The organism is Vasconcelosia minhoensis LEGE 07310 (assembly GCF_015207255.1).
Lineage (GTDB): Bacteria > Cyanobacteriota > Cyanobacteriia > Phormidesmidales > Phormidesmidaceae > Vasconcelosia > Vasconcelosia minhoensis.
In genome coordinates this window covers 13,262-32,755 of record NZ_JADEXG010000047.1, presented here as the reverse complement: position 1 = coordinate 32,755, position 19,494 = coordinate 13,262, and the positions used below count along the sequence as shown (strand labels likewise).

Below are 19,494 nucleotides of genomic sequence, written 5' to 3'. Positions count from 1 at the left end.
TTCTAGACCAGGATTGACTTTTAGCAGTTTAATAAAAGACAGATTGCTTGGGGACTGTGGGTGCGATCGCCCTCCATATGAATATTACGTCTATCGTTCTACTGGTCATCGGTCTAGTTTTACTGGTACTGGGAGCAGAGCTATTGGTTCGCGGGGCGTCACGGCTCGCGGCCCTAGTTGGGATCTCCTCTCTGGTAATTGGGCTGACGGTCGTGGCGTTTGGCACTAGTGCCCCAGAGCTCGCCGTCAGCCTGCGCGCCAGCTTTAGCGGCCAGGCCGATATTGCCCTAGGGAATGTCGTCGGCAGCAACATCTGCAATATTCTGCTAATTCTTGGCATTTCTTCTCTAATTGCACCGCTGATCGTGGCTCAGCAGCTCGTACGGCTCGATGTGCCGATTATGATTGGCGTATCGATTCTGATGCTGGTATTTGGCTTAGACGGCGCAATAACCACCTCTGACGGAACTATTCTATTTATAGGCGGAATTGTCTATACGCTGTTTCTTGTGTTTCAAAGCCGCCGAGAAACCAATCCAATTGTCCAAGATGAGTACGCTAGGTACAGTCGGCAGCCCTTTTCGCTCAAGTCAGCCGGGGTCAATCTGCTGTTTTTTTTAGTGGGCATGGGACTGCTGGTCACCGGCTCGAACATGCTGGTCGACAATGCGGTAGATATTGCCACTGCGCTCGGGGCCAGTCCGCTGGTGGTTGGCCTGACTATTGTTGCCTTTGGCACTTCTCTCCCAGAACTGGCGACTTCGCTGATCGCCAGCATCCGGGGCGAGCGCGACATCGCCGTGGGGAACGTGGTCGGCAGCAATATTTTCAACATTTTGATTGTGCTGGGGCTGACCAGCGCCCTATCGCCGACCGGCATCAGCGTTTCGAATACGGCGATCACGTTTGATATCCCGATTATGGTAGCCGTTTCTATCATGTGCTTTCCGATCGTCTTCACCGGCAACTCGATTTCGCGCTGGGAAGGTGGCCTGCTGCTCAGCTACTACATCACCTACACGATTTATCTAATCCTCCACGCTACCGATGCCGAGAGCTCAATCTGGGTCGGCGCGATTCTCAGATTTGTCGTAGTGCCGCTGACGCTGCTGGTGTTAGGAACGATGACCTGGCGCTCTTGGCGACTAAAACGACAGCGGCGAGCAGCCGAGCGGGCGGGCGATCGCAAATAAAAGCGAATCAATCCTCTTCAGCAGACTCACTTGTATCGCCCATTGCATTATTGCTCCAAGTGGGAACGAAACTAGAGACCTAACCAGTAACTCTACGGATGCCGATGGCTGATTGGGATGAAATGTGTTCTGCATGACCTGCTGTGGTTGAATATCGCAACACGACTTGATGAAAACTTGCGTATCCCTACTGAGAGGGAAAATGCTGACGGACGCCTACAATCGACGGCGTGGGAGAGAGTTTTCATTTCAGCATCGCGGAAGCCAACGAGGCCAACAATATCAGCATGGCTGCCGACCCGCAGCCGGTGGTCTGGCAGTTTGGTAATGTCGGCAGTCGGCAGGATGTGCAGCTGAAGCTGACTTATGCCGAGGGCGATAATGAGCGTAATCAAACGCCAGATTTTTAGCAACATTACAATCTCCTATAGGCAACACAGGCCATGCTAGTAAATCGGGCTATGCTAAATGGAAATGTAACAAACTGAAGGTTGATTAGTCCGATCTCATGCATCAGAGCCGAGAGCTGTTCTCGACTGAAGCAGCGATTTCCCCAGCCGCACTGAATCAGCCAACCGAGTAGCCCAGTTTGCGTGACTACGAGCACTAACGGCGCTCCGGGGCGTAGAACTCTGACTATTTCTCGCAATCCCTGTTCGGGGTCAGCCAGGTGTTCAAGCATGTGGGCACTGATGACACCGTCAAAAGAGCGATCTGCAAAGGGTAACCGCTTCACATCACTGTGAAATATTTGATGGTGAATGTTTGCCTGCGTCAGTTTTTGATGGGCTGTATTGAGCATTTTAGCTGAAAGGTCTACTCCAGCGATCCGCGCTTGCGGGGTTATAGCCTGAGCAAAGGCAAGGCTGAAGGCGGCTGTGCCAATGCCGCAGTCACAAATCGCTAAATTGCCTTCCCAATCGGGCAAAGCATTGGTGGTTTTAAGCGATCGCCATAGCTGCCGATAGGCATGTCGATATCCCAGAAGGCGAAGATGTTGATGCCACCAGAAAGCGGCTTTACTATAAGTTTGAGACAGTTGCTCGTTGGTTGGATAGACTCGCTGAACCGAAACCTGCCACCATCCAATCGTCCATTCCATGGTGAAACCTCACTGATAGGCAACTGCATTTCACTATCGTGCTTGAGGTTAGTTTCATCCCTGATCGAAGGGATAGTTGTGAGGATAGTTTTGCAGGATTCAGGCACACAGCTACTGGTTTAAGATCTGTTGAATATCTTCTGGGACGGTCATTCTCTCTGAACCTTTAACGTTGGCTCTGCCACCTCTGAGGGCTCTCATCTGCCCAAATAAAACGGTTAGAGGAAAGGCCAGCAGGGTTTGGATGAGTTGCCCAGCGATAACTTCTCGAAAATCCCGCTGTCTCCAGGCAAGCTTCAGCATATGCCAGTGGGCAACTGTGTGCGCGATCTCGTCCGTTTGCCCTAAAATATGAGCCCGCTGCAGGGCTATCCAGGCGGCTTCAAAATCTCGCTCTGCAGCGGCTGTCTTGGCCTTACAGAGTTCTGCCTTGAAATAGTCTTTTACAATCGCTTTCATTTTTCCCTTCAGCTATACGTTAGGCGAGTTGGTTAGCTGTTCTAGCGTGAAGTAGTACGAGGCATCACCCGTCTTGAAGAGTCCATACCAAGCTTCCAGAATCTCGGCATCGTAAAGATCGAGCGTTTTGAAGATATGGTAGGCAAACTCGATCGGGGCAGTTGAGTTTGCGGTAATGACAGGCCCAGCCGTGACAGCGGGCTGGTTTAGGTAATGGACTGCACCTTTATAGTTCGTGGCCAGCAAGTATTCTGCGGCATTGCTGGTGTGGGGCCTGTCATCTAATATCCCGGCTCGGGCTAGCCCTGCGGTTGCACCGCAAATAGCTGCTACGGGGATATTCGCGGTTAGAAACGCCTTGGATGTTTCTAAAATTTTAGCGTTTTGACCGGCATCCCAGGCTTCGCCACCAGGCAGGATCAGCATCGCTCCCGGCTCCAGCTCGTCAATGCTGATGTCGGGAAGAATGGTCATGCCGCCTATTGTCGTGACGGGGTCAGCGCTCAAGCCAACCGTCTGTATGCCATAGCGTCCGGGATGCTTTTGGAAATCTGGGTTGTTGATACCCGCGATCGCAAATCCTGTTTCCCAATCGGCCAGCGTATCGAATACGAAAAGATGAACCATTTGCTTTTTCATTCAGCTCACTCCTATTTACTCCTGATATTTCTCCCATCTATCTCGCGTAAGCTGCCATTCCCTCTGGTGCCATCCTCGCACCCTCATCCAATCGGGGCTGGGCAACGTCCCAACCGAAACGAATTCGTATCGCTCCGCCAATCGAGACACCCGCAAGTTCGCGCTGATAGAAATACCGCGAATTTCGGTCAGCCCTAGATCACGGAACCCAAATTCTATCAGCGCTTTGCCAATTTCAATGGCGTAGGCATAACGCCCCCAAAACTGGGGCGCTAGCTCAATACCGAGTTCGGCCTGCTCGGGCTCATATCCATCCCGGCGTAGCCCGCCACAGCCAATCAGTTCCGATTTGCGGCGATCGATAATGGCTAGCTGATAATTACGACGGGGATATTCGACTGCCCACTGCCGGAATCGTTGAAGCAGCTCGTGACTAAACTCCGGTGTGACTTCTTCTGGCGCGCAGAATTCGGCATAGCGGGGCTCAGCCCGATAGGTAAGGAAAGCAGGTTCATCTGCCTGATTAAAATCCCGTAGGAGAAATCTCTTAGTGATGATCTCCATGGCTGGCACCCATCAGCTCAATTGATCAGGTGAGATTGCGATCAAGCTGCTCATCCCAATAAGCTGCTTCTACCTTATGTCCGTCCGGATCGCGAACGAAGCAGCCGTAGTATGGCTCTCCGTATTCGGTTCTACCCCCTGGAGCACCTTCGTCTACGCCACCCGCTGCCAGTGCTGCCTGATGAAAAGCATAAACGGCATCCTTTGAGGGAGCAATGAAGCCAATATGCGTGCCATTGCCAACCGATGCAGGCCGACGATCGATCGGCGTTTGCACCCAAAATTCGGGATACTGTTTGCCATAGGCAATAGCACCGGGATGCTCCATCAGTCGCTTGCAGCCGAGCGTAGGGAGTACCTGGTCGTAGAACGCGATCGCGCGTTCAAAGTCATTTGTGCCAATCGAGACATGTGAAAGAATGCTGGGATTACTGTCCATGGCGGAAGCCTCCATTTACATCCATTGGTTTAGTTTGACATCCTCCCCTCCTAACCGCAGAGCGATATAGAAGGGGATTCCCCAGAAACAAGCTCAAACAAAGACAGCTGCACCGTGGCAGCAGTTCGTTCAGGGTTTCCAGGTCGGTTCCCAGGCTCACCCACTAACGCGAGTGATGACTCCTTGCAACCTGTTAATTCAGGCTTGGGCGTAACTTCCCGACTGACCATCGGTAGATTGGGCTGACCAATTTTAACTCTGGCTCGGTCTGCAATCACCACCGCAGCATCGACGTCTGCATCTTCGTGATGACCGCAACTTTCGCAGATAAACTTTTCACCGACTCGGTTTCCCGGACTGATGTAGTGACACTCAGAGCATTCCTGGCTAGAGTGGTGGGCCGGAGCATCAACCACCCAGTTTCCCAGCTTACGGGCTTGATGCTCGGTTTTGACGCGCAAACTGTACCAGGAAGCATCAGAGATTGCTTTGTTCAAAGCGGTCTTAGCCGTTTGTCCATTCTGAATGTATCGACCCGTCTGAGGGTCTTGTTTCGGTTTGCAGCGCTGCTTCATCCCTTTGATATTGAGGTCTTCAAACCCAATCAAGTCGGCGCTGCGAGCAATCCGCCGCGCCAGCTTCCACTGGAAGTCGGTGCGCACACGACGAATCTTCTGATGTAGCCGGGCGACTCGCTGACGCACTTTGGCTCGGTTCGCAGAGCCTTTCTTCTTGCGCGATAAGCGACGCTGTCGGATTCCCAGCCGACGCTGATAGCGTTTGCCAATATGCGGATTCAGCTCAACCGTGCCATCAGCCATGGCCGCGATTTTCGTGATGCCACGGTCCACCCCGTTCACCGACTGCAATTCCGCTACCGCTTTCTTCGGCTTTTCAGGAACGCTGTCATCTCGCAGCAGTAGACTGGCATACCAGCCGTCCGCTTTCTGGGTGACCGTTACAGTGCGAATTTCCCAAGAGTTAGGAATGTCTCTGGACTTGAAGAATCGCATCTCGCCCAAGGTCGGCAGCATGATGTGGTTGCCATTGACTTTGACCGTTTTGGGTTTGAACTCAAACGAATTGAAATCGTTTCGGCGTTTGAACTGAGGAAAGCCGGACTTGCCTTGGAAGAATTGGTTGAATGCCGTGTCGAGATGTCTCAAGGCTTGCTGCAGCACGTCTGCATTCACCGCCTGGTACCAGGGTCGAGATTGCTTCAAACCCGGCAGCCCAGAGGACTGCATTTCGTACGCGCTGCGTCTGGGGTTGAACGGCTGATCTAGCTTTGGCTTTCTACGCCGCAGGGTAGGCTTGTTCTGCTTCCAAGGATGTCCATTGGAAGCAGAACGAACAACCGAACAGGTTAACGGGCAAGCTTCAGCCTTGAATCGTAGGGAGCAGAAATTGCCCTGAATGAACCCTTGGCTGTAGCTATCGATGCGGTCTGCTAGATTGTAGTTGACCATCCCACGCAGCATTCCCAGCCAGGAGGCCATCGTTTCTGCCTGGCGAATACTGGGAATCAGCTTAAAGCGATAGACGGTTTCCATTGGTAGTATGATCGTACCATAAACTGGTGTTCTGGAAGATTGGCTGCTGTGTCGTGTCAGGCGGGTAGCGGTGAGTGATTGGCGCTGTCGCGCCGCTCCTATTCCCCATACGACCAAACCTCTTGGCTATGGTCGCAGTACCTCTGAGGTTTTATGATGGTGCAATCATATCAAAGCTACCCTAACCGAAAGGATAGGAAGGAGCGCTTTAGTAATGCTGCCATCTCCGCAAAACCGTTTTCACGGTGGATAAGGATTGAGGCCGCTCTACCATTTGCTGAGCGTGGAGATAGGCGGCACTTCGGTCAGGGCTCGCCATCCCAGTAGTCAAGGCTCGGCCCTTTACGCTCGATGACTTCGAACGGGTCACTTTTGTCCAGACTACCCTCTGCCATGTATTTGCCAGAATCCGGGTACTCGCAGATCTCAGGTGCTTCCAGGGTACTGATTGAAAGATACTTCAGCTGTGCATCTGAGGTGTTGATGATCTGATGCGGGTACTCGGGACCGGCAGGAATGAAGACGACGTCGCCTGCTTTCAGCGGGAGCATCTCGCCTGCGACGCGGAGCGTTCCTTCGCCTTCAACGACAATGAACATCTCCTCTTGGGCGTGGTGAAGGTGATATGGACACCCTCGCTTTCCTGGCTCTAGCACATCAATAGTCGCACCCAGCTTCTGAGCAGCCGTGTCGCGAGCGAGTCGCGCAAAGCGCGTGTCATAGTTCGGGTCTCGGAATCGGTGCGTCAGCGGAATCTCGTTGAAATTCCGGATGAGAGCGGCGGCAAGGGTAGCAGCATGGTCAGACATGGCGGCGTGCATAAAAGGGGGACGGGTTGGTGGCACCTGGCTATATATTAGAATTACTGATCCTTTAAACGTAGAATTACCTCCTTTGAAATGCCGGATAAAGGGGTAGATCGGGTACGTTTGACCAATGCTGACGTAGACGTGCTAGCAGCTGTTCGGATGTATTGCACAGACCAGGGAGTTGGTTGAACTCTTGGGACGTCGCTATAAAAGCTTCCAATCGAGCCAAAATCCGCTGGCGAATGGTAGAAACTCCCCAGCTTATATCTTTTCTTGAAGCAGATTCAAAATGCCGCGTTAAGGTATACAAAAGCCAAAAGCCACAGGCCTTGACTAAAGCCGCTTCAAAGATCCGATCGTCTTCTGCGGCTGGACACTGTTGGCAAAGGAGTGCTCGGTAGGTGTTCTCCATCTGCTGAACTATAGCGTGTGGCAGACGGTTGGCACACCAACAGCTGGGAAACATCATCCTACCATAAACGGCATCAATGAGGGCATGACCAAAATGTCCTGTTTCGAAGTCAACCAATCGTAATGCTTTACCCGTATCTAAGACGTTATCGGGGCATGCATCGGCATGAATATAGGCTAAAAACTCCCCAGGCGAATTCACAGCTGTATTAATCGCTTCTAAGTCACGTAGCCAACTGCTATCAGGTTGGATTCCCAAGCTCTCTAACAGAATTTGGTGTTTGTGAATATCAACTATTTCTCCAATGGGTTTTCCGCGAGGAGAGAGCGCCCTAAAAAACTTCTCGTATTTTGCGACTTTGCCGATGGTGTCGGCATGAAGTTGAGCCAGACAGGCTGCATACTGAAGCAAGGCCGATTCTGCTTGAGAGCGACTATCCCCTAGCAAAGGTTCGACTAAACGGGTACGATACTGTATATCCTCTAAAATGATTAAACCTAAGTGGCGATCGCCTCCATAAAAGTGAGGGCTATGCTTGAACTTGCCGGGGATCGTGCTCAAGAATTGAGAACCTATCCAATCACTGAAAAAACGCATTGTATCCCAAGAATTTATATCTTCTGGACTATAGGCGTTTACTTCGACCTTTTTGATCATCAGGCTTGACGGCAAACTACTAGATGAGCTGTAACATCGTAGCAACAAGTTTCTTCTCCCCCCTTCTGAAACACGCTCAACCCGAGTGAATCGAATGGGACTACCAACTGCAGTTGATAACACTTGCTCAGCGGCGATGATGACACGCGGATCGGTTCTCCTAGGTATATGAGCATAGGCAAAGTTTATTAGCTGGCGCGGTAAGGACCTCAGAAAATGGGAACTTGAAAAGGCTTTATCCATAATTGTTTTTAACCATATCGCCAGGAGAGCTAGAGGTTAGGGTTCTGGCTAATTTAAAATTCTCGATTCTCTGGCTCTTGCCACTGCTTGTGTACGATTGTTTACCGCTAGCTTGCCGTAAATATTGCGGGCGTGCCATTTGACTGCTGCGAGACTGACAAATAGCCGATCCGCGATCGCTTGATTGGTCATGCCGGTTGCCAGATAGTGCAATACTTCCAGTTCACGGTCAGTTAATGGCTCAATCAGAGGTTGAGCTGAAGCCGATTTATCTTCCTTCACTGAACTCAATTCGGCTAGCAGATAGTTTACTTCCTGGGAATAAATGTTTTTTGAGGCCGCAAACTTTAACAGCTCTGCCATTGGGTTTCCTTCGTCCAGGAACAAGCGAAAGTATTTGCCCTCACGAGGGACATTCAAGGCGTGATTCAGGGCGTCTAATGCCTGCTTCTGATTTTCTTCTAGATGAAAGGCCAATGCCTGTAACAGCAGCACTTCCATCACGCGAATAGTTCGCCCTCCGGTCTTGGCAAACTCATACAGACGATTGAGCAGCCGCAGGGCATCCTGTAAATGAGATGACGATGACTGTAACCTTGCTTGAGCCAACAGCACTCTGGCATAGGTGAGATAGTCGAGTTCAGCAGCCGCTGGATACTGTTCGGTCGGGCTATAGTGCAGCTCACCTTCCACGCTCAGGCCGCTCTTTTCTACCCAGGCAATCGCTCCGTCCAGATGACCTTCTGCCAGCTGTAATCTGGCTTTACAAGTCGCAACGGAAAGGATGGTAGACCAGAGCCAGGGCTGACAGCGTTCAGCCGCCTGAATCGCAGCCCATGCTGCTTGAAAGTCTCCCTGCGCCTGACGCACTCGGGCCAGTGTAATGTAGCCCATCATCAAACCAGGCTGCTGGTTTTGAATAGCGCGATCGATGCTTTGGGTCAGATGTTGGGCAGCGGCTTCCAGCTGATTTTGCTCTCGTAAAAGGTCAGCTAGCGCAACCTCGACCAATACACCTGCGTAGGTTGCTAACCAGTGCCGTTCTGTGGCCAGGTTCAAGCCTTGCTGGCAAAGCGAAGTAGCTGCATCCATGCGCCCTCGCAAGGCGAGAAACTGGGCCTGCAAGTAAAGCCCCGCGATCGCCGGGTCCGCCGTGCCGCGTGCCTTACCAATCCGACTGACTTCTGGCAGCAGTTGTTTTGCCGCCTCATAATTATCGGCTACAAAATAGGTGACACCGAGATTGAGCAGAATTAGCGATCGCAACCAGGAATAGTCTTGAGGCAACAATTGCAGCGCCTTTTCCATAAAGGCGACTGATTCAGCAACATGGCCCTGCTGGCGGGCCTTCATTCCCTTCAAGGCGACGACTAAGCCCCAAAGCTGATCTGAATTTTCAGCCGCAGGCAAGTTCTGATCCAGTAATTCTTCGAGGATGTGGATGACTGAGATCGCCTCGGCAAATCGAGAGGAGGTAAACCCCACCCAAGCTTGTGCCGCCAGCAGCCAGGGGCGGCTATGAGTCAGTTTAGGGGGCATTGCCGCCAGGGCACTTCGCAGCACAATCGCATCCAGACGAGGGTTCTCGTGCGTCTGCATTTCTTGCTCAATCAGGCTAGCAGCGTCCTCAAAGGAGCCAGCAGCAATGACGTGATCAAGCGCATCGGCGATGTATCCCTGGTGTTCGTACCATTGGGCAGCCCGGTGGTGACAGGCCAGCATATAATCTGGGTCAGTCCGTTGCAGCAGGTGTCGCAGTGACTCTGCAAACAGGTGGTGATAGCGATACCAGGTGCGATCGCGATCTAAGGGAACGACAAACAGGTTTTGATGCTCTAGCTGCTCTAGCACCTCGACCCCATTGACCGTTTCTTCTCCTACAACGGCTTCACAGAGCGAACCGCACATCTGCTCTAGAACAGAAGTCCTTAGCAAAAAGGTTTGGAGCGCTGGCGGCTGCCGGTCTAAAACCTCTTCTATTAAGTAATCTAGAACGTATCGCTGGTTGCCTCTGAAGGAATCAATTAACGCTTCGGATTGGGCCGTATCTCGCAGTGAAAGCATCGCTAGCTGCAACCCGGCAATCCAGCCTTCGGTTTGCTTTTGCAAAGCTTCGACCTGTGGCGCTGTGAGCGGCTGCGATAGGGACTGCTGTAGAAACTCTGCTGCTTCCTCATCAGTAAATCGGAGATCTGCGGCTCGCAATTCTGTTAGCTGGGCGCGGGCACGCAGTCTGGCTAAGGGTAGCGGAGGATCGGTGCGAGTCGCGATCGCAAGGTGAACCTGGGCAGGTAAATAGTCTAGAAAAAAAGCCAGGGCGGCGTGAATCTCTGGCGCCGTAATCAGATGATAATCATCTAAAGAGAGAATTAAATCGGTCTGAAGCTGTGCCAGCTCATTCAGCAGCGGCGGCAAAAATGCCTCAAAGGAGCCCGCTTCGGAAGACTGCAAAATTGATAGTGTAGCTTCCCCAACAGCCCTATCCGTCTGCTGCAAGGCGGCCACGATGTATGTCCAGAAGCGAGTCGAATCGTTATCCCGCTGATCCAGGGCCAACCAGCTAACGGGCAGCTGCGTTTGCTGCACCCATTCGCTCAGTACGGTCGTCTTCCCAAAGCCCGCCGCCGCCGAAATCAGAATCAGCCTGCTGGTTAAACCCTGATTGAGCTGCTGAAAAAGGCGATCGCGTTTTACCACAGGCGATCGCCGCGATTGAAGATGGAACTTAGTCACTAACAGGGGGCTAGCCATGTCGAGTCGAACGTCTGCACGAATCCTTATCTGTAGGGTACATAATAGAGTCGCCCTCCGCCTATCCTTTCGGCTAGTGACCGATGAAGATGAACACGCCATACTGAATTAAATGATTTCATCGGTATCTCCCATGGCACACGAAGAAATACGAGCGGCCCTCATGATAACTTGTGGCATACTGGCAGTCCTCTTGGGAGAAAGTTTCTTGAAGCCTGTGATCAGTAGGTGATCCAAGTTATTTTCTAAATGTTGACGCCCCCTCAATCCCCCAATTCTGGGGGAGGCCGGATTCAAGGCGAAGCGGGCTTTCCTTAAGATAGATTTCGTTAGTGAGCAAACTTAGCCCGAATAAGTATATTTGAACTACTGTGCATTCGGTATACGGTTTTTCTTTATCAGATCGCGCACCCAAACCCGTGGGACAGAGATGCTTTAGAGGCAGATCGATCAATGCAAGAGACTAAGGTTAATCAGATGCGGAAGCAGGTAGACCATATCTACCGCTCCGAGTCGCGTCGTGTTTTTGCCACCCTGATTCGCCTGCTTGGTGACTTCGACCTGGCGGAAGAGGCAATGCACGAAGCCTTTGCGGTGGCTGCGGAAAAATGGCCCGGTGAGGGCATGCCCGCCAACCCGCGAACCTGGCTTGTTTCAGTGGGCCGATTCAAAGCCATTGATGCGATTCGTCGTCGGACCCGCTTTGATGTGTCCCTGGCGGAACTTGGGCAGCGGCTCGACAGCAGCGGCATTGAGGTGAAAGATGATGAGAACGTTGAAGACGATCGCCTGCGTCTGATCTTTACCTGCTGCCACCCCGCCCTGCCGCAGGACGCTCAGATCGCGCTGACGCTGCGGGAGGTCTGCGGGCTCAAGACGGAGGCAATTGCCAGCGCTTTCCTGGTCGCTCCCCCGACGCTGGCGCAGCGGATTGTGCGGGCCAAAGCAAAAATCCGCGATGCGCGCATTCCCTATCAAGTGCCGTCTAGGACCGATTTGCCAGAGCGGTTAGATACCGTGCTCCAGGTGATTTATCTGGTCTTTAACGAAGGGTATGCAGCCTCCTCTGGCGCATCGCTGACGCGGGCCGATCTTTCAGGCGAAGCGATCCGCCTGGGACGGCTGGTCATGGCGCTATTGCCGGAACCTGAGGTGATGGGTCTGCTGGCGCTGATGCTGCTGCAAGAATCGCGGCGCAACGCTCGTACCACGTCAACCGGCGATCTGATCCTGTTAGAAGACCAGGACCGATCGCTCTGGAACCCGGCTCAGATATCTGAAGGGAGGGCACTGGTGCAGCAGGCGCTCGCTTCGCAGCGGATTGGCGCTTATACGCTTCAGGGTGCGATCGCGGCAGTCCATGCCGAGGCTCCGAGCACCGCTGCAACTGACTGGGCGCAGATTGTGGCCCTATACACCCTGCTTGGGCAGATAGAGCACTCTCCCATTATTGACCTGAATCGGGCGGTCGCCGTGGCGATGCGTGACGGTCCCGCAGCGGGACTACGGCTGATTGACGCCATCCTGGCTGATGGTAATTTGGCCAACTATCATCTGGCCCACGCGGCGCGGGCCGATCTGTGTCGGCGGTTGGAAAAAACGGCTGACGCCGAAGCATCCTACCAAAGGGCGCTCGCCCTGGTGAAGCAAGAACCCGAGCGCCGCTTTCTTGAAAGACGTCTGCGTGAACTGGGCTAAAAAAGTATTTTCTTGCCTGTCGATTTACAGCCTCGCCGAACGACTACTCAACAAAGGTGACAATTTCAGATCAAATTCTGGAGGTAACGATGAAATTTATCTGCCTGGGATACTTTGACGAAACGCAGTGGGATCGGCTCTCTAAAACTGAGCAAACTGCCCTGATGGAGGAATGCTTTGCCTACGATGACGAGCTGCGGCGGGGCGGACACTTCATCGGCGGGGAAGCCCTCCAATGTTTCCGCAATGCTGCGACGATACGATATCGCAATGGCAAGGTCACGGTCACGGATGGCCCCTACGCCGAAACTAAGGAACAGCTGGGTGGCATTCTACTGCTTGAGGCCAGAGACCTGAACCACGCGATTCAGCTAATGTCCCAACATCCGGGCGTCCGCAGCGGCCCCTTTGAAATTCGCCCGGCGGATGAGGAAATCAATGCGCTGGTGGCAGACCGCGAAAAGAGCCTCCAGCAAAACTAAGTCCCTGGATTAAATTAGGAGAAATCATCATGAAAACTAGCACAATTGCGCATCCGCCGGTTATATCGCAGGCAGCTTGGCTCAACGAGCGAAAAGCACTTCTGGCGGAGGAAAAGGAACTGACCCGGCAGCGCGATCGCGTAAATGCCAGGCGTCGTCGGCTGCCGATGGTCAAGATAGACAAGGACTATAGCTTTGAGGGTTCTAACGGTGAGACAAACCTGCTTGACCTGTTCGAGGGTCGGCGTCAGCTGCTCGTCTACCATTTCATGTTCGACCCCGCGTGGGATATAGGCTGCTCAGGCTGCACAGGTCTTGTGAACGCGCTGGGTGACCTGTCCCTGCTGAATGCCCGCGACACAACTTTTGTTCTCATTTCTCGGGCACCGCTAGAAAAGCTTGAGCGATACAAGGCCAAGCAGGGATGGAGTCTGCCGTGGGCTTCATCCTTTAGTAGCGACTTCAACTACGACTTCCACGTCTCTCTGGACGAATCTGTTGCCCCAGTTCAGTACAACTATCGCAGCAAAGCGGAACTGGAGAGTAAAGGAGAGGGACATTTCATGAAAGGCGAAAGTCATGGACTGAGCGTATTCTTCCGCCTCGACGACGACGTCTTTCACACCTATTCGACCTATGCCCGAGGCTGTGAAGGATTGACCAACGCTTACAGCCTCCTCGATGTGACACCCTACGGTCGGCAGGAGGACTTTGAGGACTCGCCGCCGGGCTGGCCGCAGCAGCCGACCTATGGGTAGATTTAGCCAAATTTAGGAGACAAAGAATGAAATACATGTTGCTCATCTACAGTGACGAAAATGCCTGGACCGAGAGCGAGCAGAAGCACTGCTACAAAGAGTCTATAGAGCTAACCCAAAAGCTGAACGCGAACGGCCAATACCTGGGCTCCTCACCGCTTCAACCCGTTTCAACCGCAACCAGCGTTCGGGTTCGGGACGGTAAGCGGCTGGTGACCGATGGCCCGTTCGCGGAAACGCGGGAACAGCTAGGCGGCTATTTTCTGGTTGACGCAGCGAATCTGGATGACGCGATCGCGATCGCCGGACGCATCCCCGCCGCCCGCAAAGGCACCGTCGAAATCCGCCCGATTCTAGAACTGAAGGGCTTGCTACCAGAGCAGTAGCTGCCGTCAACATCGCTCAGCGGGCGCTTCCCACCGGCTTTTCGAGCTTTTTCAGAGAAAATCAGTCCAACCTGTCGATCTCGTGAGCCTTAATTCGACTAATTCATGCAGCAGGGGATAGCTGTTTTCTATTTCCCTACCGTTTCACGCCATAGCTAAAAGCCAGTTTTGGAGCATTTCATTTCATCCTCATTAATTCAAGGAGCACAAAATGCAGCTGAATCCGTATCTCAGTTTTAATGGCCAGTGCGAAGCCGCGTTTAAGTTCTACGAGCAGTGTTTAGGCAGCAAAATCAACGCGATGATGTCATGGGGTGAGTTGCCAGATGATGACCCAATGGCCGGTCAGGTCTCCCCCGAATGGCGTGATAAAGTCATGCACATCAGCTTGCCGGTGGGCGATAGAGAGCTGATGGGTTCTGACAGTCCGCCTGAGTACTATGAAGAACCCAAAGGCTTCTCTATTTCGATCAGCATTGACGGTCCGGCAGAAGCAGAACGTGTCTTTAAAGCCCTGGCAGAAAACGGAACTATCAAGATGCCAATCCAGGAGACCTTCTGGGCTGCTCGCTTTGGCATGCTAGTCGATCAGTTTGGCATCCCCTGGATGGTTAACTGCGACCAGGCTAGCTAATTCTTTAACCAACACACAACAGGAGTTAATCATGAAAACTGAACCGCAGAAGGAGTTAACCATGAAAACTGAACCGCAGGATGAACACCAATGGCTACAGAAGCTGGTCGGCGAGTGGACCTATGAAACTGAGGCGATGATGGGGCCGGATCAGACTCCTGAGAAGTCTACGGGGACTGAGAGTGTGAGATCGCTCGGTGGACTCTGGATTCTGGCCGAAGGTCAGGGCGAGATGCCTGGCTGCAACGACACCGCCACAACCATGATGACCCTTGGCTATGATCCGCAGAAACAGAGGTTCGTGGGCACGTTTATTGTCTCAATGATGTCCTACCTCTGGATCTACGAGGGCGAACTAGACACAGCCCAAACAAGACTGACGCTGAATGCCGAGGGACCGAGTATGACTGAAGAAGGCAAGATGGCAAAGTACCAGGACATCATCGAGTTCATCAATGAAGATCATCGGGTGCTGACATCGCATGTGCTGAGCGATGACGGACAATGGCACCAGTTCATGACCGCGCACTATTGGCAGAAACAGTAAGGATTCTCAAGTTAACGATGTACCCATCAGGTTGCTCAACCTACTAGAAGCTCCTTGCCTGATAGGTATTTCATTTGAATGCAAGCCCCTAATCGCAGGAGATACCACTATGACAACTACCCCTATAACAACCACCCAAACCTGTGACGAAGTTCAGATTCGTCAGCTCATTACCGATCAGGCCAATGCCATCCGGGCCAAAGATGTGGACAAAATCATGGCTCACTACGCCCCAAATGTAGTTGCCTTCGATGTCAAACCGCCCTTTCAAATCATTGGGGCCGATGCCTGGCGGCGGATGTGGGAGGCGTGCTTACCCTGTATGCCAGCTTCCTCCGGGACGGAGATGCAAGATCTCAACATCAACGTTAGCGGCGACCTCGCGATCGCGCACTGGACCTTCCACTTCACAGGCATCGAGTCAGAGCATCCGGCGGCGCAGATGGAGTTTCGGATCACCGCTAGCTACTATCGGAGTCAGGGCAGATGGCAGATCATCCATGAGCATTGCTCCATCCCCTTTATGCCACCTGAACGAATCTGAAAAGGCTGCTTCAGCCAAAACTGACAGCAAGATTTTAATAGTTTCACAGGAATTAGATAGCTGAGCATGAGATGTTTTCCTAATCTAGGAGAGTGGTTAACGAGAAACTATGGCACAATCAATCGCCTCTGCTCAGACCAAAATTGCTCAGCTAACCGGAGGTTAAGCTAATGGTGAAACACTTAATTTCACAACAGTCCTACTTCACATTGAAACTTCTCTCGGCACTAGGCTGCGGTCTAGTTGCGGGTGTCTTCTTCGCCTTCTCATCCTTTGTGATGAGTGCCCTGGGCCGCCTTCAGCCACCTGAGGGAATCGCTGCGATGCAGTCAATCAATATCACGGTGATTAATCCGGGGTTCATGCTAACGTTTATGGGCACAGCGGCGCTTTGCGTCTTTTTGGCGATCGCCTCTGTGCTCAAGTGGCACCAGCCAGGGGCTCCCTATCTGCTCCTCGGCAGCCTGCTCTATCTCATTGGCACCTTCCTGGTGACGATCGTGGGTAATGTACCGCTGAATGATGCGCTGGCAGTTGTCAAACCCAATAGTACTGAGGGTGCTATCCTATGGTCTCGCTACCTCACTAATTGGACAGCCTGGAACCACGTTCGGACGATAGCCGCACTGGCCTCAGCAGCAGTGTTTTCTCTCACACTTCGCTATTGAGTACCACCGTTAGTCCTTTAAAGCTCATATTTCAACTGAATCGAAGCTAGAGACCTAAACCTGACCAAAACTTACTCGGGAGAAGCACCATGCAAAATATTCATGCGATTACGCCATGTCTGTGGTTTGATGATCAGGCCGAAGAGGCTGCTGAATTTTATACGGGAATTTTTAGAAATTCTAAGATTGTCCGTATGTCTCGGTATGGGGAAGCTGGATATGAGATTCACGGTAAACCAGCAGGAACGGTCATGACCGTAGCCTTTGAACTCAATGGGCAGACCTTTACAGCGCTCAATGGTGGTTCAAGCTTCAAATTCAACGAGGCTATTTCATTTGAGGTCAACTGCGAGACGCAGGAAGATATAGATTATTACTGGGAGCAGCTCTCTAAGGGAGGGGATGAGACAGCGCAACAATGTGGCTGGCTCAAGGACAAATATGGCGTCTCATGGCAAATCATTTCCAGCGTGCTAATCGAAATGCTCAATGACGCCAGTGTTGAAAAATAGCAAAACGTCACGACGGCAATGCTAAAAATGAAAAAGCTCGATATCAACGAACTTAAGCAGGCATATGCTGAAGCCTCGGCGGATCTGTGCGGCAGCTATTCAAGGCTGCGGTTCGGTGTTATCCCCTCTCGTTTTTGAGGAATAGAACAATGAAATCCAAACTCACGCTATACGAAGAACTTGAGCTGCTGCCGGCCAATAGTCTTCGCCCTACCGTTAAAGCTAATCTACTCAGGGGTTTGCGCTATTTTGTGGGGCAGCTAAGGCAGGTATTCGTGGCAACCGATGAGCCCGTGGTCACCTGCCGTTCCAGCTCTACCGGTGAGCCCCGGTTCGACGGATACGACCCGGTCACCCATCAGTGGATTGGCGGAGTCTCTGAAGCCGAGATACGCATCTGGCTTGAGCAACGCTACCAGCGTACTCAAGGGGTTTCCAACACAAACCTACGACTTTTGGGGCTGGGCCGCTGGTAAAATGCCCGCAAGGTCCCGCGAAAAGTACGTCCCAACTGGACTAAGCTTCGCGATCGCTGGGAATATTCTTATGTAGCACGAGCCGGTTTTACATTCTTAAGCCTAGTCTCAATGATCATTACCACCTCTTGAGGACAATATGAGTAAGATTAGCGGTACTGCCCTAATCGCGATTGGTCTGCTTCACTCCTTGCTAGCGCTTCTGATGCCGGGAATTTTCGGTTTCAGCGACATCTGGCAGGACATTGCTGCTGCCGGAGTAGTTGATGCTGCGAGCCCGGAATCACTCCGCATCTGGGGCTACTACTGGTTGCTGATGCCAGGGTTTTTGCTAATCCCTTTCGGCCTGCTGTGCTACTGGATTGAGCATCAACTAGACCTTCCCCTGCCGTCCTTTGTAGGCTGGGGGCTGCTGGCGATCGCCCTCTTTGGCATTGTTCTGGATATCGATACGGGCTTCTGGCTGGTGCTAGTTGTTGCTATTAATGCGATCGTGGCGTCGCGACTCAAACAGAAGATCGTTTGAATAATGGGGTGAATACCCATTTCTTTAAAGTATGACAAAAACGTTTTACGTCATTTTGGCTAACACACTCGCTGCGTCGCTGACGAACACCTTCGTCTGGTTTGCGGTCACCTTTTGGGTGTATCTGCAAACTCAAAATGTGATGGCGATGTCGGTGATGGCGGGTATTTACCTGGTCACCGTTTCCGTTTCTGGTTTTTTTCTTGGCTCGCTGGTCGATCGCTACAGAAAGAAAACCGTAATGCTGCTCTCCAGCCTCTGCTCCCTCTTTTTATACCTCCTGGCCTACGGCCTCTTCGTGTCTACTACACCAGCAGTGTTTACAAATCCTGCTAGTCTGCCGCTTTGGGGCTTCATTCTCCTCACATTAGTGGGGGCGATCGCGGGCAATTTACGCACCATTGCGCTGCCAACCATTGTGACCCTCTTAATCCCTGAACCCAGGCGAGCTCAAGCTAACGGCCTGGTAGGTACGGTCAACGGAGTTTCGTTCTTGGTTGCGTCTATATTCAGTGGGTTAGTCATCGGGTTTTTGGGCGTCTATTGGATGTTGGTTTTAGCGATCGGCTTAACCCTGCTCAACATTATCCATTTGGGCGCGATCGCCATTCCCGAAGCAAAAGTTATCCAAACTGAGTCACACGCAAATCACATCGATATTCGCGGCACAATTCGGGTCATTCACTTGGTTCCTGGACTATTCGGATTGATTTTTTTCAATACCTTTAACAACTTTCTGGGGGGTGTCTTCATGTCCCTCATGGATGCCTATGGGTTGTCATTGGTTTCAGTTCAGGCTTGGGGCCTTTTATGGGGGATTCTTAGCTTTGGATTTATCGTAGGCGGATTAGTGATCGCTCGCAAAGGATTAGGACAAAATCCGCTGAAAACGCTTTTTCTAGCTAATATTGTGTTGTGGATTGTTACTATTTTCTTTACGGTTCAGGCGTCGATTGTTCTGTTAGCGGTTGGGGCATTTATTTACCTTTGCCTGATCCCCGCTGTCGAGGCGGCTGAGCAAACAATCTTGCAAGCCGTGATTCCGCTCGAACGGCAGGGTCGTGTCTTTGGATTTGCCCAAAGTATCGAGCAGGCCGCTTCCCCGCTTACGGCGTTTATGATTGGCCCTATCGCTCAGTTCATCTTCATTCCCTTTATGACGACAGGGGCTGGGGTCAAGCTCCTGGGTCCCTGGTTTGGTACGGGGACAGATCGAGGTATTGCCCTACTCTTTACGGTGACTGGGTTCATCGGCTTGTTGGTCACCGTGATGGCAATGCGATCGCGCTCCTATCGCAAATTATCTGCGAAGTATCGCATGGTTAGAGCTTGATCCGCAGGAGGTTACGCACTGGGTCAAGAAGTTTCTTGGGTTTCCGTAAGAGTTAGGCATCAGATTGTCGATTTAGCCGATTCTCACTCGACCAGTATTAGAAGCTCGT

General features: G+C 52.1%; 22 protein-coding genes and 1 pseudogene. 14 read left to right on the top strand and 9 right to left on the bottom strand.

What is annotated here, in order from left to right:
• Positions 1–77 precede the first annotated feature (77 nt).
• Both IQ241_RS17690 and IQ241_RS17685 read left to right on the top strand, forming a co-directional pair.
• Positions 78–1,193: a calcium/sodium antiporter gene (locus tag IQ241_RS17690; protein WP_193909713.1), complete on the top strand. Its 1,116-nt coding sequence runs from the start codon at positions 78–80 to the stop codon at positions 1,191–1,193.
• A 230-nt stretch (positions 1,194–1,423) separates the two neighbouring features.
• Positions 1,424–1,603: a hypothetical protein gene (locus IQ241_RS17685; protein WP_193909710.1), complete on the top strand. Its 180-nt coding sequence runs from the start codon at positions 1,424–1,426 to the stop codon at positions 1,601–1,603.
• A 5-nt stretch (positions 1,604–1,608) separates the two neighbouring features.
• On the opposite strand, the gene IQ241_RS17680 is transcribed toward IQ241_RS17685, so the two are convergent.
• The 9 genes from IQ241_RS17680 to IQ241_RS17640 all read right to left on the bottom strand — a co-directional run bounded on the left by IQ241_RS17680 (position 1,609) and on the right by IQ241_RS17640 (position 10,821).
• Positions 1,609–2,295: a class I SAM-dependent methyltransferase gene (locus IQ241_RS17680; protein WP_193909708.1), complete on the bottom strand. Its 687-nt coding sequence runs from the start codon at positions 2,293–2,295 to the stop codon at positions 1,609–1,611.
• 111 nt (positions 2,296–2,406) lie between these two features.
• Positions 2,407–2,754, bottom strand: a complete 348-nt coding sequence (locus IQ241_RS17675) for a DUF3703 domain-containing protein (RefSeq protein ID WP_193909706.1) — start codon at positions 2,752–2,754, stop codon at positions 2,407–2,409.
• Positions 2,755–2,766: 12 nt separating this feature from the next.
• Entirely contained in the window at positions 2,767–3,393 is a 627-nt protein-coding gene (locus tag IQ241_RS17670) for a type 1 glutamine amidotransferase family protein (RefSeq protein WP_193909704.1), read from the bottom strand.
• Positions 3,394–3,408: 15 nt separating this feature from the next.
• Positions 3,409–3,957: a GNAT family N-acetyltransferase gene (locus tag IQ241_RS17665; protein ID WP_193909702.1), complete on the bottom strand. Its 549-nt coding sequence runs from the start codon at positions 3,955–3,957 to the stop codon at positions 3,409–3,411.
• Between the two features lie 25 nt (positions 3,958–3,982).
• Positions 3,983–4,396, bottom strand: a complete 414-nt coding sequence (locus IQ241_RS17660; RefSeq protein ID WP_193909700.1) for a VOC family protein — start codon at positions 4,394–4,396, stop codon at positions 3,983–3,985.
• A 50-nt stretch (positions 4,397–4,446) separates the two neighbouring features.
• Positions 4,447–5,949, bottom strand: coding sequence for an RNA-guided endonuclease InsQ/TnpB family protein (locus IQ241_RS17655; RefSeq protein ID WP_193909698.1), 1,503 nt, complete (start codon positions 5,947–5,949; stop codon positions 4,447–4,449).
• Positions 5,950–6,254: 305 nt separating this feature from the next.
• Positions 6,255–6,758, bottom strand: a complete 504-nt coding sequence (locus tag IQ241_RS17650) for a cupin domain-containing protein (RefSeq protein WP_193909736.1) — start codon at positions 6,756–6,758, stop codon at positions 6,255–6,257.
• 76 nt (positions 6,759–6,834) lie between these two features.
• Positions 6,835–7,827 (bottom strand): phosphotransferase family protein, encoded by a 993-nt coding sequence (locus tag IQ241_RS17645; protein ID WP_193909696.1) that lies wholly within the window; start codon positions 7,825–7,827, stop codon positions 6,835–6,837.
• A 291-nt stretch (positions 7,828–8,118) separates the two neighbouring features.
• The gene (locus IQ241_RS17640) at positions 8,119–10,821 is read right to left on the bottom strand and encodes a LuxR C-terminal-related transcriptional regulator (RefSeq protein ID WP_193909695.1); all 2,703 of its coding nucleotides are present in this window, start codon (positions 10,819–10,821) and stop codon (positions 8,119–8,121) included.
• Between the two features lie 453 nt (positions 10,822–11,274).
• Here IQ241_RS17640 and IQ241_RS17635 point away from each other — a divergent pair, with 453 nt between their 5' ends.
• The 12 genes and pseudogenes from IQ241_RS17635 (at position 11,275) to IQ241_RS17580 (ending at position 19,385) form a co-directional block, all read left to right on the top strand.
• Positions 11,275–12,519: an RNA polymerase sigma factor gene (locus IQ241_RS17635; protein ID WP_193909693.1), complete on the top strand. Its 1,245-nt coding sequence runs from the start codon at positions 11,275–11,277 to the stop codon at positions 12,517–12,519.
• 89 nt (positions 12,520–12,608) lie between these two features.
• A complete protein-coding gene (locus IQ241_RS17630; protein WP_193909691.1) occupies positions 12,609–13,001 on the top strand; it encodes a YciI family protein in 393 nt (130 codons plus the stop codon).
• 29 nt (positions 13,002–13,030) lie between these two features.
• Positions 13,031–13,759 (top strand): DUF899 domain-containing protein, encoded by a 729-nt coding sequence (locus IQ241_RS17625; RefSeq protein WP_193909689.1) that lies wholly within the window; start codon positions 13,031–13,033, stop codon positions 13,757–13,759.
• A gap of 26 nt (positions 13,760–13,785) precedes the next feature.
• Entirely contained in the window at positions 13,786–14,145 is a 360-nt protein-coding gene (locus IQ241_RS17620) for a YciI family protein (RefSeq protein ID WP_193909687.1), read from the top strand.
• Between the two features lie 211 nt (positions 14,146–14,356).
• Positions 14,357–14,779: a VOC family protein gene (locus IQ241_RS17615; protein WP_193909685.1), complete on the top strand. Its 423-nt coding sequence runs from the start codon at positions 14,357–14,359 to the stop codon at positions 14,777–14,779.
• 31 nt (positions 14,780–14,810) lie between these two features.
• Complete coding sequence (locus tag IQ241_RS17610; protein WP_228021807.1) at positions 14,811–15,326, top strand: DUF1579 domain-containing protein; 516 nt, start codon at positions 14,811–14,813, stop codon at positions 15,324–15,326.
• A 109-nt stretch (positions 15,327–15,435) separates the two neighbouring features.
• Positions 15,436–15,870 (top strand): YybH family protein, encoded by a 435-nt coding sequence (locus IQ241_RS17605; protein ID WP_193909683.1) that lies wholly within the window; start codon positions 15,436–15,438, stop codon positions 15,868–15,870.
• A 170-nt stretch (positions 15,871–16,040) separates the two neighbouring features.
• Complete coding sequence (locus IQ241_RS17600; RefSeq protein WP_193909681.1) at positions 16,041–16,538, top strand: anthrone oxygenase family protein; 498 nt, start codon at positions 16,041–16,043, stop codon at positions 16,536–16,538.
• An 89-nt stretch (positions 16,539–16,627) separates the two neighbouring features.
• Positions 16,628–17,188: pseudogene (locus IQ241_RS17595) on the top strand (VOC family protein).
• An 11-nt stretch (positions 17,189–17,199) separates the two neighbouring features.
• Positions 17,200–17,526 (top strand): hypothetical protein, encoded by a 327-nt coding sequence (locus IQ241_RS17590; RefSeq protein ID WP_193909679.1) that lies wholly within the window; start codon positions 17,200–17,202, stop codon positions 17,524–17,526.
• A gap of 139 nt (positions 17,527–17,665) precedes the next feature.
• On the top strand, positions 17,666–18,052 hold the full coding sequence (locus tag IQ241_RS17585; RefSeq protein ID WP_193909676.1) for a DUF6463 family protein: 387 nt from the start codon (positions 17,666–17,668) through the stop codon (positions 18,050–18,052).
• Between the two features lie 31 nt (positions 18,053–18,083).
• On the top strand, positions 18,084–19,385 hold the full coding sequence (locus IQ241_RS17580) for an MFS transporter (protein WP_193909673.1): 1,302 nt from the start codon (positions 18,084–18,086) through the stop codon (positions 19,383–19,385).
• Positions 19,386–19,494 lie beyond the last annotated feature (109 nt).